At 62.1% G+C, this 12,889-nt stretch carries 12 protein-coding genes and 1 pseudogene; 6 read left to right on the forward strand and 7 right to left on the reverse strand.

Going from position 1 to position 12,889, the window contains the following annotated elements:
* Positions 1 to 104: 104 nt before the first annotated feature.
* From V5F23_RS08155 to V5F23_RS08165, 3 genes are all read right to left on the reverse strand, one after another.
* Positions 105 to 1,118 carry an alpha/beta hydrolase gene (locus V5F23_RS08155; protein WP_338497955.1) on the reverse strand — a complete coding sequence of 338 codons (1,014 nt, stop codon included), beginning with the start codon at positions 1,116 to 1,118 and terminating at the stop codon, positions 105 to 107.
* Between the two features lie 36 nt (positions 1,119 to 1,154).
* A complete protein-coding gene (locus V5F23_RS08160; RefSeq protein ID WP_047737518.1) occupies positions 1,155 to 1,574 on the reverse strand; it encodes an organic hydroperoxide resistance protein in 420 nt (139 codons plus the stop codon).
* Between the two features lie 346 nt (positions 1,575 to 1,920).
* On the reverse strand, positions 1,921 to 2,382 hold the full coding sequence (locus V5F23_RS08165; protein ID WP_338497959.1) for a MarR family transcriptional regulator: 462 nt from the start codon (positions 2,380 to 2,382) through the stop codon (positions 1,921 to 1,923).
* Between the two features lie 145 nt (positions 2,383 to 2,527).
* Between V5F23_RS08165 and V5F23_RS08170 the strand changes: the two genes are divergently transcribed.
* Complete coding sequence (locus V5F23_RS08170) at positions 2,528 to 3,277, forward strand: sulfite exporter TauE/SafE family protein (protein WP_042728313.1); 750 nt, start codon at positions 2,528 to 2,530, stop codon at positions 3,275 to 3,277.
* Here V5F23_RS08170 and V5F23_RS08175 read toward each other — a convergent pair.
* Positions 3,267 to 4,121, reverse strand: coding sequence for a LysR substrate-binding domain-containing protein (locus tag V5F23_RS08175; protein ID WP_172679721.1), 855 nt, complete (start codon positions 4,119 to 4,121; stop codon positions 3,267 to 3,269). The two genes, V5F23_RS08170 and V5F23_RS08175, sit on opposite strands and share 11 nt — an antisense overlap.
* A 97-nt stretch (positions 4,122 to 4,218) precedes the next feature.
* Here V5F23_RS08175 and V5F23_RS08180 point away from each other — a divergent pair, with 97 nt between their 5' ends.
* Together V5F23_RS08180 and V5F23_RS08185 are read left to right on the forward strand one after the other, a co-directional pair.
* Positions 4,219 to 4,437: a DUF1127 domain-containing protein gene (locus V5F23_RS08180; protein ID WP_042728311.1), complete on the forward strand. Its 219-nt coding sequence runs from the start codon at positions 4,219 to 4,221 to the stop codon at positions 4,435 to 4,437.
* 64 nt (positions 4,438 to 4,501) lie between these two features.
* Complete coding sequence (locus V5F23_RS08185) at positions 4,502 to 5,731, forward strand: winged helix-turn-helix domain-containing protein (protein WP_338497961.1); 1,230 nt, start codon at positions 4,502 to 4,504, stop codon at positions 5,729 to 5,731.
* Between the two features lie 134 nt (positions 5,732 to 5,865).
* Here V5F23_RS08185 and V5F23_RS08190 read toward each other — a convergent pair whose 3' ends face one another.
* Positions 5,866 to 7,212 (reverse strand): 3-deoxy-7-phosphoheptulonate synthase class II, encoded by a 1,347-nt coding sequence (locus tag V5F23_RS08190; protein WP_042728309.1) that lies wholly within the window; start codon positions 7,210 to 7,212, stop codon positions 5,866 to 5,868.
* A gap of 128 nt (positions 7,213 to 7,340) precedes the next feature.
* Between V5F23_RS08190 and V5F23_RS08195 the strand changes: the two genes are divergently transcribed.
* Together V5F23_RS08195 and V5F23_RS08200 are read left to right on the forward strand one after the other, a co-directional pair.
* Positions 7,341 to 8,096 carry a spermidine synthase gene (locus V5F23_RS08195; RefSeq protein ID WP_042728308.1) on the forward strand — a complete coding sequence of 252 codons (756 nt, stop codon included), beginning with the start codon at positions 7,341 to 7,343 and terminating at the stop codon, positions 8,094 to 8,096.
* Between the two features lie 293 nt (positions 8,097 to 8,389).
* Positions 8,390 to 10,097: pseudogene (locus V5F23_RS08200) on the forward strand (DEAD/DEAH box helicase).
* 117 nt (positions 10,098 to 10,214) lie between these two features.
* On the opposite strand, the gene V5F23_RS08205 reads toward V5F23_RS08200, so the two are convergent.
* Positions 10,215 to 10,982 carry a class III extradiol ring-cleavage dioxygenase gene (locus tag V5F23_RS08205; RefSeq protein ID WP_042728306.1) on the reverse strand — a complete coding sequence of 256 codons (768 nt, stop codon included), beginning with the start codon at positions 10,980 to 10,982 and terminating at the stop codon, positions 10,215 to 10,217.
* Positions 10,983 to 11,085: 103 nt separating this feature from the next.
* On the opposite strand from V5F23_RS08205, the gene V5F23_RS08210 reads away from it, so the two are divergent.
* On the forward strand, positions 11,086 to 11,739 hold the full coding sequence (locus tag V5F23_RS08210; protein ID WP_338497967.1) for a thiopurine S-methyltransferase: 654 nt from the start codon (positions 11,086 to 11,088) through the stop codon (positions 11,737 to 11,739).
* A gap of 98 nt (positions 11,740 to 11,837) precedes the next feature.
* Here V5F23_RS08210 and htpX read toward each other — a convergent pair whose 3' ends face one another.
* Entirely contained in the window at positions 11,838 to 12,725 is an 888-nt protein-coding gene (htpX, locus tag V5F23_RS08215) for a protease HtpX (protein ID WP_042730445.1), read from the reverse strand.
* Positions 12,726 to 12,889: the final 164 nt, after the last annotated feature.

Raw genomic sequence — 12,889 nt, forward strand, 5'->3', positions numbered from 1 at the left:
AAAAAGCCCGACCATCGAGTCGGGCTTTTTTATTTCGGGACTAGGCACCCAATCGCCCGTGGCGAGGGAGCTTGCTCCCTCGCCACAAGAGTTTCGGCGTGCAGTCACTTCAAGTGCTGCTTGAGCTCTTGCGACACTTGCAACATCGCCGAGCGCACCGCTGGCACTTGGCTGACCACGTTGAGCAAACCGTAGTCGTGGATCATGCCGTTGTAGCGCACGGCCGTGACCGGCACTCCGGCGGCGTCCAGTTTGCGCGCATAGGCTTCACCTTCATCACGCAAGACATCGGCCTCGGCGGTCTGGACCAGCGCTGGCGGCAGGCCCTTGAGCTGGGCGGTACTGGCCCGCAACGGCGAGGCATAGATCTCGCTGCGTTGCCCAGCGTCGGTGGTGTAGTTGTCCCAGAACCATTTCATCATGTTCTTGCTGAGGAAATGCCCTTCGGCGAACTGGTTGTAGGACGCGGTCTCGAAGTTGGCGTCGGTCACTGGCCACAACAGCGCCTGGAAGCGGATCGCCGGGGTGCCCTTGTCCTTGGCCATCAGGGCCACGACGGCCGCCATGTTGCCACCCACGCTGTTGCCGACCACCGCCAGGCGCTTGCCGTCGACATTGATCTGCTTGCCGTGTTCGGCCACCCATTTCGTCGCGGCGTAGGCCTGGTTGATCGCCACCGGGTAATGCGCCTCAGGTGAAGGCGTGTAGTTGACGAACACCGCGACAGCACCCGAACCCGCCACCAGGTCCCGAACCAATCGCTCGTGGGTCGGGAAATCGCCCAGCACCCAGCCGCCGCCGTGGAAGAACATGAACACGGGCAACTCACCCTTGACCCCGGCCGGACGGACGATGGTCAGGCTGATCGACTGGCCATCGGCCTGGATGGTCTTCTCACTGACATCGGCCTTGGGCAAGGTCAGCTTGACCCCGGCCTGGACGCCCACCAGCACGGCGCGAGCGTCCTTGGGCGACAGTTGTTCCAGTGGCTTGCCGGTGCCGGCGTTCAGCGCATCGAGAAATGCCTGGGTGTTGTGTTCCACGATGCCGTTGGCGAAAGCGCTGCTGACGCTGAGGGCGAGGAGGGTACCGGTCAAGGCTTTGCTGAGCGTGTTCATGTGAGCGTCCTTAGGTTCGAATTCGGGAACGGTGGGTTAAACCGTGACGTGCAGGCGCACATCGACGTTGCCACGGGTGGCGTTGGAGTACGGGCAGACCTGGTGGGCTGCGTCGACCAGCGCCTGGGCATCGGCTTGATCAAGGCCCGGCAGGCTGATGTGCAGGTCGATGTCCAGGCCGAAACCGCCAGGGATCTGGCCGATGCCGACATGGGCGGTGATCGAGGCGTCGTCCGGGATCTTGCGCTTGCCCTGGCTGGCGACGAATTTCAGCGCGCCGATGAAGCAGGCCGAGTAGCCGGCGGCGAACAGTTGTTCAGGGTTGGTTGCCGCACCGCCGGCACCGCCGAGTTCCTTGGGGGTGGCGAGTTTGACGTCGAGGATGTTGTCGCTGGAGATCGCACGGCCATCACGGCCGCCGGTGGAGGTTGCGATGGCGGTATAGAGTGTTTGCATGGTGAAATCCTCATTTCTGGTTGATGTTTTGCGCTAAATGTTTGCGCGCTAAGTAGGTGTGAAGAGAATGTATAGCGCTAATGTTTTGCGCGCAATATAAATTTTCAAGAAAGTTTTGGCGAAAGGCCTTTCATCAGGCTGAAACTATTGAGTTAGAGCTGTTTGAAGGGGGTGAGATTTTTTTGGTGAGGGAAGGTTTTGGTGGAAGGGCTGGCGCTTTCGCGAGCAGGTGGGCAGCTGGACGTACGCCTATCCAAGATCCAGGGTGGGAGCGAGTCTGCTCGCGAAACGGTGTGTCAGCTATCGAAGTGCTGAATCGGCTCGCTCCACCGGGACGTTCTGATGGCTACAGGGTGTCTTGCAGATGGCTGCGCAATGCCTGGAGCTCGAGTTGCAGTTTTTTCAACTGCTCCATGGTCTGGCCGCTGGCGGCGAGGATGCATTGGGGGATGCCGAGGGCTTTTTCGCGCAGGGCACGGCCTTGCTCGGTGAGTTCGACGATCACCACGCGTTCATCTTCGCGGCTGCGGGTGCGGCTCAACAGGCCTTCGGCTTCCAGGCGCTTGAGCAATGGGGTGAGGGAGCCGGGATCGGTGAGTAGGCGGGTGCTGATTTCACCGACAGTCAGGCCATCTTTTTCCCACAGCACCATCATTGCCAGGTATTGCGGATACGTCAGGCCCAGTGCCTGGAGCAACGGCTTGTAGACCTTGGTCATCATCAAGGAGGTGGAATGCAGGGCGAAGCAGACCTGGTTGTCGAGCAACAGGGCTTCGCAAGCTTCGGGGGTGCCGCGCTGGGTGGTCATGGCAGAACCTTCAAACAGAGATGAGCTGAATCTAGCGGGCGAATCTTTAATGCGCCAGATAATTCTGACGATCTGATCAGATGTTGCGTTCCCTCGCTGGCGGCGACTGCGTAGGATAAGCGCCTTGGTGAAAGGGGAGTCGTCTGTGATCGAGTTTGTGGTGTTTCTGTTGTTCGGTGCCGCGCTGGGCACCCTGGGGGGATTGTTTGGCATCGGTGGCGGGCTGATTGCAATTCCGGTGCTGGGCGTATGGTTCGGGCTTGACCAGCAACTGGCCCAAGGCACGGCGCTGGTCATGGTGGTGCCCAATGTCATGCTCGCGCTGTGGCGTTATCACCAGCGCAATCGTATCGAACTGCGCCATGTCCTGCCGTTGGCGTCCATGGGCTTCTGTTTTGCCTGGCTCGGATCGATCTGGGCCGTCGGTATCGATGCCCAGAGCATGCGGATCGGTTTCGTGGCGTTCCTGGTGGCGCTGACGCTCTACAACCTTGCCCGCATGTTCACCGCGACGGCACCGCCTTCGGCGCAGATGCGTCATGGCTGGCCATGGCTCGGTGTATTGGGGGCGGCGTCCGGTGCCATGGGCGGGTTGTTCGGTGTGGGCGGGGCGGTCGTTGCAACGCCGATCCTAACCAGCCTGTTCGGCACCACCCAGGTCGTTGCCCAAGGGTTGTCCCTGGCGCTGGCCTTGCCCAGCACTGGCGTGACCCTCGCCACGTATGCCTTCCATCACGAGGTGGACTGGAGCATCGGCCTGCCGCTGGCCGTCGGTGGCCTGTTGAGCATCAGCTGGGGCGTGAAGGTGGCCCATGCCTTGCCCGAGCGGCTGCTGCGCGGGCTGTTCTGCGGTTTCCTGGTGCTGTGCGCGGTGCTGCTCGCCCTTAAAGTTTGAAGCCCTCGACAATGTGCTCGGCCAGGCACTCGGTGATCGGCGACGGATTGTGCAGGTTGCGGATCAGCATGATGCTGGCCTCGGGCAATTCCGGCAGGTCTTCGGCCTCGCCCAGCACGCGCATGTCCGGGGTCAGCAGGCTTTCCAGCTGGGCGGTGATGGCCAGGCCCGCGCCCACCACTGCCATGAGCGCCGACAGGCTCGAACTGTTGTACGCCACGCGATACTCGCGGCCCATGGCATCCAGCGCGTTGCAGGCCCACTGCCGGCAGAAGCAATCGCTGTTGAACATCGCCAGTGGCAACGGCGTCTGTTCGTGAACGTTGAAGCACGCGGCTTCGGCCCAGACAAAACGTTCCTTGCGCAGCAGCTGGCCGATTTCGTCCCCCGGTTTGCGGGTGACGATGGACAGGTCCAGGTCCTGGCGAAGCAACAATTGCTTGGACGACTCGCAGTGCACCTCGATCTCTATCAGGGGATAGAACTGGGCAAAGCGCTGCAGGATCCCCGGCAGGAACCGCATCACGTAGTCGTCCGGCGTGCCGATGCGCACCGTGCCGACCATGTGCGGTTCGCGCAGGGTATTGAACACCTCGCTGTGCAGCTTGAGGATCCGCCGGGCGTAGCCGAGCAGCACCTGGCCTTCGGCGGTGAGCTTGACCTGGCGCCCGTCACGCTCGAACAGCCGCCGCTGCAGCACATCCTCTTCCAACCGCTTCATCTGCATGCTGACGGCCGATTGGGTGCGATTGACCAATTCGCCGGCGCGGGTGAAACCGCCTTGGTCGGCGATGGCGACGAAGGTGCGCAGCACTTCCGTATCGATGCTCGGGTAACTCGACAATTGATCAATCTCCGAGATGTATTGCATAAAAAACATTCGTTGGATTGATCTTAGCGTTGGCGCGAGACTTGAGCCATCCCCAACGGAGGACATCACGATGAAAGGTCAAAAAGGATATCTACTGGTAGACAAACTCTCCCATGGCTTCTCGCTCAGCGCGCTGATGCACAAGTTTAGCCGCTGGTACGAATTGCACCACGAACGTGAACTGCTGGCCGGCATGAGCGACGAGGCACTCAAGGACATTGGCGTCAGCCGTGCCGACGTGGAACGGGAAGTGGTCCGGCCATTCTGGGATGACCCGATGCACAAATGAGCCATCCTTTCCTACACAAACCCCTTATTGGTGAGGTAGGTTGCGAGCAGACAAGGAGATCTCCATGCCCGCGACGCTGTCCTTTACCCTCAAACAGGCCCGGCGTCTGGCGTTGGCCGCCCAAGGATTCGATGGGCGGTCGCCGCCAGCTTCGGTGCAACCCTCGCGCCTCAATCGCCTGATCGAACGCCTCGGCGTCCTGCAGATCGACTCGGTCAATGCGCTGGTGCGCTCGCACTACCTCCCGCTGTTCTCCCGTCTCGGTACCTACAACCCCGATTTACTCGACCAGGCGGCCTGGAGCCAGGGCCGACGCCGGACGCTGTTCGAATATTGGGGTCATGAAGCGTCGTTGTTGCCGATGGCGTTGTATCCGCTGATGCGTTGGCGCATGCAGCGTGCCGCCCGTGGCGAGGGGATCTACCAGCAGTTGGCGCGTTTCGGGCAGGAGCGCCAGGACGTGATTCGTCGGGTGCTGGCGTCGGTCCGGGCGCAGGGCGCCGTGGGCGCGGGCAGCTTGTCCACGCGCCAGGAAAAGGCCGGGCCCTGGTGGGACTGGAGCGAGGAGAAGCATGCCCTGGAATGGTTGTTCGCCGCAGGCGAAGTGACGGTGGCGGGGCGGCGAGGCTTCGAGCGGCTCTACGATTTGCCGGAACGGGTGTTGCCCGCCGAAATTCTGCAACAGGGGCCGCCGGACGAGGCCCAGGCTCAACGGGCGTTGCTGATGCGCGCCGCCGACGCCCTGGGGGTGGGTACAGAAAAGGACCTGCGCGACTACTTTCGCCTTGAACCGGCGGACTGCCGTGGGCGCCTGGCCGAGCTGGAGGAGGCCGGCGAATTAGTGCGCTGCCAGGTGCAGGGCTGGAAGCAAGTGGCCTGGTGTCGACCCTCGGCGAAAATCCCTCGCAAAGTGGCGGCCAGCGCCTTGTTGTCACCTTTCGATTCCCTGGTGTGGGAGCGCAGCCGTACCGAGCGGCTGTTCGATTTTCGTTACCGGCTGGAGATCTACACCCCGGTGCACAAGCGGGTGTATGGCTACTACGTCTTGCCGTTCCTGCACAACGAACGCATCGCGGCGCGGGTCGACCTGCGGGCAGAGCGGGCCTTGGGCCGACTGGCGGTGCATGCGGTGCACGAGGAGGCACCGGAGTTGGACGAGGAGGGTGTGCAGGCCTTGGCGCTGAACCTGCGTCGCATGGCCCGGTGGCTGGGGTTGGAGCGGGTCCAGCTCAACTGCCAGCGGGTGAGTGGGGTTCGGTTGGCCCAGGCATTGGCTCAGTCAAGTGGTGACTGAACTGGCCATTTCGCGAACAAGCCCGCTCCCACACAGGATCTGTTGAGTTCACAAAATCAGTGACTGACTCGGTCCAATGTGGGAGCGGGCTTGCTCGCGAAAGCCATAGGCCAGGCCCTACAAAACGGTCAGGTTCAGCGCCTGACCTGCTTCAACGTCTCGGCAATCAGGAACGCCAGCTCCAACGACTGATCGGCATTCATCCGTGGGTCGCAATGGGTGTGGTAGCGGTCCGACAGCCCATCTTCGGTGATCGGTCGTGCGCCGCCGATGCATTCGGTGACGTTCTGCCCGGTCATCTCGATGTGGATGCCGCCGGCATAGGTGCCTTCCGCCTCGTGGGCCTGGAAGAACTGTTTCACTTCGCCAAGGATCTGCGCGAAGTCCCGGGTCTTGTAGCCACTGCTGGCCTTGATGGTGTTGCCGTGCATGGGGTCGGAGCTCCACAGCACTTGCCTGCCTTCGCGCTGCACGGCACGCAACAGCGGCGGCAGGTGATCGCCGACCTTGTTGGCGCCCATTCGGGCGATCAGGTTCAGGCGGCCCGGGTCGTTGTCCGGGTTGAGCGCATCAATCAGGCGGATCAGGTCGTCAGGGTCCATGCTCGGCCCCACCTTGACCCCGATCGGGTTGTTCACCCCGCGCAGGAACTCGACGTGGGCGCCGTCCAACTGGCGGGTCCGGTCGCCGATCCAGAGCATGTGCGCCGAGCAGTCGTAGTAGTCGTTGGTCAGGCTGTCGCGGCGCACGAAGGCTTCTTCGTAATTGAGCAGCAGCGCCTCGTGAGCGGTAAAGAAGCTGGTTTCGCGCAGTTGTGGCGAGCTGTCCATGCCGCAGGCGCGCATGAAGGCCAGGGTCTCGTCGATGCGGTCGGCCAGATGACTGTATTTTTCCGCCAGGGCCGAGTTGGCGATGAAGTCCAGGTTCCATTGGTGCACCTGGTGCAGGTCGGCGAAACCGCCCTGGGCGAAGGCGCGGAGCAGGTTCAGGGTGGCCGTGGACTGGTGGTAGGACTGCAGCAGTCGCTCCGGGTCCGGTACGCGGCTTTTTTCGTCGAAGCCGATGCCGTTGACGATATCGCCCCGGTACGCTGGCAGCGTGACACCGTCGATGGTTTCATCGTTGGCCGAACGCGGCTTGGCGAACTGTCCGGCCATGCGCCCGACCTTGACCACCGGGCAGCCGGCGGCAAAGGTCATGACGATCGCCATTTGCAGCAGGACCTTGAAGGTGTCGCGGATCTTCGCCGCCGAGAACTCGGCAAAGCTCTCGGCGCAATCGCCACCTTGCAGCAAAAACGCCCGGCCCTGGGTCACCTCGGCGAACTGACGGCGCAACTCCCGCGCTTCACCGGCAAACACCAGCGGTGGATAACTGGCCAGGGTCTGCTCCACCCGCGACAGGTGCGCGGCGTCGGGGTAACGGGGTTGTTGCTGGATCGGCAGGGCGCGCCAGCTGTCAGGGCTCCAGGGTTGGCTCATCATGATCTCTAAGGTGGTTTACGCTCGGACAGCCATGTTAGCAGCAAATTAGTGCGTGACCTGTTTGCGTGGCTTCGCGGACAATCACGGCTTTTGCGCCGCCGGTGCGGCAACCATCAGGAGATGAAATGACAGAGGAACGCGTCGAGCATCTGCTCGCCGAGGTGCACGACGAGTTCGGCATGATCCGGGTCTTCGAAGTGGCCGATTACCGGTTTCTGGAGTTCGGCGATGCCATCGAGCAAAGCTGCGTGTTCACGGCCGACCCCAGTTGGCTCGAATACGATTACACCCGCGCCATGCTGATCGGGGCGTTGTGCCATGAGCAACCGGACAGTGCCTTGTTCCTCGGGCTGGGGGCCGGGACGCTGACCCAGGCCTGCCTCAAGTTCCTGCCGCTGGAGGACGTCGAGGCCATCGAGCTGCGTCCCGACGTGCCCCGCCTGGCGATTGAATACCTGGGCCTGGATGACGATCCGCGCCTGTACATCCGCATCGGCGACGCCCTGGAGCTATTGGAGACCGCCGAGCCGGCTGACCTTATTTTCGTCGACCTCTACACCGACGTCGGCCCTGGCGTCGGGCACCTGGCCTGGGGCTTCCTGGAAAACTGCCAGAAACGCCTCAACCCGGGCGGCTGGCTGGTGATCAACCAATGGGCCACCGACGATGGCAAGCCCTTGGGCGCGGCGCTGTTGCGCGGATTGTACCACCGGCATTACTGGGAACTGCCAGTGAAGGAGGGCAACGTGATCCTGATCGTCCCGGCGGACCTGGACCAGGCACTGGACATGCAAGGCCTGGTGGCCCGCGCCGAAGCGCTCTCGCCACAGCTGGGTTATTCCTTGCTGCCGCTGATCAAGGCGATTCGGCCGGCGACTTGAAACTCGGCGGCTCCTGTGGCGAGGGGATAAATCTCCTTGCCACATTACTGAGATGAAGCGTTTCAGCTGGATTAAAAAAAGCTCCCTTTTCGGGCGAATTCCGGTATAGTGCGCGCCGGCCTTTAGCCGGGCCGCGTCAAGGTAGCGCAATTTCGAAGGCAACTTCGGTTGCATGTCCGCACAACGGACACACCCACGACGTTCTTTTTCATTCATTCGTTTTCGCAAATCCCCGCCGACAAAGCTGCCAGGGCGACTCTTGAGTCTCAACACGGCATGCGCAGCTTTGGAGCATGGGTCTTTGCGGATGCACTTAGAGGCAGACCCATGACCCAGGAAATCGGCGGCTTCGCCGCTCTTGAACTTCATCCCAATATTGTCGCTGCAGTAGTCGCTACCGGCTATGAAGAGCCTTCGGCCATTCAGCAGCAGTCGATCCCGATCATCCTCGCCGGTCACGATATGATTGGCCAGGCGCAAACCGGTACGGGTAAGACCGCCGCGTTCGCCCTGCCGATCCTGCACCGCATTGATCCGTCCAAGCGCGAGCCGCAAGCTCTGATCCTGGCCCCAACTCGTGAGTTGGCGCTGCAAGTTGCAACCGCTTTCGAAACCTACGCCAAGCAAATGCCAGGCGTGACTGTCGTGGCTGTCTACGGCGGCGCGCCGATGGGCCCACAACTGAAAGCAATCCGTAATGGCGCACAAATCGTTGTCGCCACCCCTGGCCGTCTGTGCGACCACCTGCGTCGTGACGAGAAAGTCCTCGCCACCGTGAACCACCTGGTTCTCGACGAAGCGGACGAAATGCTCAAGCTGGGCTTCATGGACGACCTGGAAGTCATCTTCAAGGCCATGCCGGAAACCCGTCAGACCGTCCTGTTCTCGGCCACCTTGCCGCAGTCGATCCGTGCGATCGCCGAGCGTCACTTGAAAGACCCGAAACACGTCAAGATCCAGAGCAAGACCCAGACCGTCACCGCGATCGAGCAGGCTCACCTGCTGGTTCACGCTGACCAGAAGACTTCTGCCGTGCTGAGCCTGCTGGAAGTCGAGGATTTCGACGCCCTGATCATGTTCGTTCGTACCAAGCAAGCGACCCTGGACCTGGCCAGCGCCCTGGAAGCCAAAGGCTACAAGGCTGCCGCGCTGAACGGTGACATTGCCCAGAACCAGCGTGAGCGCGTCATCGACTCCCTCAAGGATGGCCGCCTGGACATCGTCGTGGCGACCGACGTGGCTGCCCGTGGCCTGGACGTTCCGCGTATCACCCACGTGTTCAACGTGGACATGCCGTACGATCCGGAATCCTACGTCCACCGTATCGGCCGTACCGGCCGTGCCGGTCGCGAAGGTCGTGCACTGCTGCTGGTCACCCCGCGTGAGCGCCGCATGCTGCAAGTGATCGAGCGTGTGACCGGCCAGAAAGTGGCCGAGGTTCGCCTGCCGGACGCCCAGGCCGTGCTCGATGCGCGCATCAAGAAACTGACCAACAGCCTGTCGCCGCTGGTGGCCGATGCCGAATCGACCCATGGTGATCTGCTCGACCGCCTGACTGCCGACATCGGTTGCACTCCGCGTGCCCTGGCTGCTGCCCTGCTGCGCAAGGCCACCAATGGTCAGGCGCTGAACCTGGCGGCCATCGAGAAGGAACGTCCACTGGTGCCGAACAGCGCACCGCGTGGCGACCGTCCTGAGCGCAGTGGCGATCGTCCGGACCGTGGTGACCGTGAGCGTCGCGCACCGATCCCGCTGGCCGAAGGCCGCGCTCGCTGCCGTACCGCTTTGGGTGCCCGTGACGGCATCGCGGCCAAGAACCTGCTGGGTGCCATCCTCAACGAAGGTGGCCTGGCGCGTGAGGCCATCGGTCGCATCCAGGTGCGTGACAGCTTCAGCCTGGTTGAACTGCCGGAAGATGGCCTGGAAAAACTGCTGACCAAGCTCAAGGACACCCGCGTGGCCGGCAAGCAACTCAAGCTGCGTCGCTACCGCGAAGATTGATCGGCCCCTGGGCTGATTGAGCGAAAAAAATCCCCGACTGGTTCGGGGATTTTTTTTGCCTGTTGCCGGGTGACGGCGCTCAAGGGCGTTGAGGCCCTTCGCGAGCCGGTCTACCGGTCAGTCAAACCGGTAGATGTCCATTCCCAGCGTCCCCATCTCGAACCCTTGGTGGGCAACGCTGAACACGCCTCCCGCCCCCCGGGCGAAATACAACGGCAGCAGGTGTTCATCGCTGGGGTGGCTGCGCACGGCATGGGGCGCCTGGCGGCGGTAGTCATGCAGCGCGGGCTCGTCGTCGGCTGCCAGTTTCTCGACCATCCAGTCGCGAAAGGCCTGGGCCCAGGGTTCGACGCTTTCAGGGCCAGCATTCCAGTCCAGGTCGCGCAGGTTATGGGTGATGCTGCCGGAGCCGATCAGCAGCACACCTTGCTGGCGCAGGCTTGCCAACGCCTGGCCGACCCGGGTCTGCAACGCGGGACCCTGGCGGCTGGGCAGAGACACCTGCACCACCGGGATGTCGGCCTCGGGGTACATCAAGGACAACGGCACCCAGACGCCATGGTCGGCGGGCCGCTGGGTATCGAGGCGTGCCGGTAGGTGCGCGGCGTTGAGCAGCTCTGCGACCTGGGCCGCCAACGCCGGGTCGCCTGCTGCCGGGTATTGCACTTGGTACAGCGCCGGAGGGAAGCCACCGAAGTCATGCCAGGTGCGAGGCTGCGGGTTTGCGTTGACCAACAGTTCGTCGCTCTCCCAATGGGCGGACACCAGGACGATGGCCTTGGGCCGGGGCAATTGTGCGGCGAGGCGAGCCAATGCCGGGCCGCTGGCGCCAGGCTCCAGCGCGAGCATCGGTGAGCCATGGGAGATAAACAGGCTGGGCAGCATGAGCGGGCTCCTGAGCGTTAAGATGCCGTCATCTTCCGTCAGGACTATGATCGGAATCTAATATAAGTTTTAGCCCGTTTTGATCGAACTTCTGGAGGGAAACATGGAGCCCGAGTTTTGGCACAAGCGTTGGTCATCGAACCAGATCGGCTTTCACTCGCCGCAGGTGAACCCTTACCTGCAACGTTTCTGGCCGCAACTGGGGGTGGCCCAGGGCAGTCGTGTGCTGGTGCCGCTGTGCGGCAAGACCCTGGATCTGATCTGGCTCGTCCAGCAAGGGTATTCGGTGCTGGGGGTGGAGTTGTCGGAAAAGGCCGCGACTGATTTTTTCCTTGAGCATCAGCTTGAGCCGAGCGTGAGCGAGGAGGGCGCATTCAAGGTCTTTCGTGCCGCCGGTATCGAGATTCGCTGCGGTAATTTCTTCGCCCTGGAGCCGGGTGATGTGGCTGACTGTTCGGCGTTGTACGACCGCGCGGCGCTGATCGCCTTGCCTGTGCCGATGCGGGAACAGTATGCGGCTCACCTGCAGAGCATTTTGCCCCGCGGCGTCGGCCTGTTGATTACCCTCGATTACACCCAGGATGAAATGCCTGGCCCACCGTTCTCCGTGGGAGATGACGAGGTGCAGCGGCTGCTGGGAGGTGCCTGGCAGTTGGAGGTCTTGCAGGTGCAGGATGTACTGGGGGAGAGCTGGAAGTTTTTGCAGGCGGGTGTGACGAGGCTGGATGAGCGGGTGTATCGGATTTCCAGTCGTTGAAGCGCGGGTGAGCGCCCCAAAAGGACGCTCCGCATTCAGCCTTGGGACACATAGAGTCCCAGGCTGCGTTCCCACGCAGCGCGTGGGAACGATCATGCTCAGCCGCGACGGCGCAGGGCTTCGATCCGCTCTTCCAGAGGCGGGTGGCTCATGAACATGCGCGCCAGGCCCTGCTTGATGCCACCGTTGATGCCAAAGGCGTTCAGGGTGTCGGGCATGTGTACCGGCAAGCCTTGTTCGGCTCGCAGGCGTTGCAGGGCGCCGATCATGGCACCGGTGCCGGCCAGGCGTGCACCGGCGTCGTCGGCGCGGAACTCGCGCTTGCGCGAGAACCACATGACGATGGCGCTGGCGAGGATACCCAGGACCAGCTCGGCAAAGATGGTCGCGATGTAGTAGGCCATGCCCTGGCCTTCTTCGTTCTTGAAGATCACCTTGTCGACGAAATTACCGATGATCCGGGCAAAGAACATCACGAAGGTGTTCACCACGCCCTGGATCAACGCCAGGGTCACCATGTCGCCATTGGCGACGTGGCCGATCTCGTGGGCCAGCACGGCCCTGACTTCGTCGGGTGTAAACCGCTCGAGCAAACCCTGGCTGACGGCGACCAGGGCGTCGTTCTTGTTCCAGCCAGTGGCGAAGGCGTTGGCCTCGTAGGCGGGGAAGATCCCGACCTCGGGCATCTTGATACCGGCTTCGCGGGACAGCTGCTCGACGGTTTGCAGCAGCCATTGTTCATGGCGAGTGCGCGGCTGAGTGATGATCTGGGTGCCAGTGCTCATCTTCGCCATCCACTTGGAGATGAACAGCGAGAACAGGGAACCGGCGAAACCGAACACCGCACAGAAGATCAGCAGCTGATTGAGGTTGAGGTCAACCCCATTGGCCGCCATGAACCCGTTGAAGCCGAAAAGGCTCAGGGTGATGCTGGCAATCAGCACGACCGCCAGGTTAGTGGCCAAGAACAGCAGGATGCGCATCATGGTGGTGGAATTCTCCTCATGCTTAAGATGTAGCGTCATGCGGGGTATATAAGGTGCTGCCGCAGGCGATTCAACTGAGCGACTATTTCAAACTGTGTCCTACAGGCGTCCTAAATGATTGAAAGACTTTTCTGAAAGTGACGAGGGAAAAAAAATGGGGCGCC

The sequence above is a fragment of the Pseudomonas sp. WP18 genome (assembly GCF_036689585.1).
GTDB classification, from domain to species: domain Bacteria; phylum Pseudomonadota; class Gammaproteobacteria; order Pseudomonadales; family Pseudomonadaceae; genus Aquipseudomonas; species Aquipseudomonas chlororaphis_E.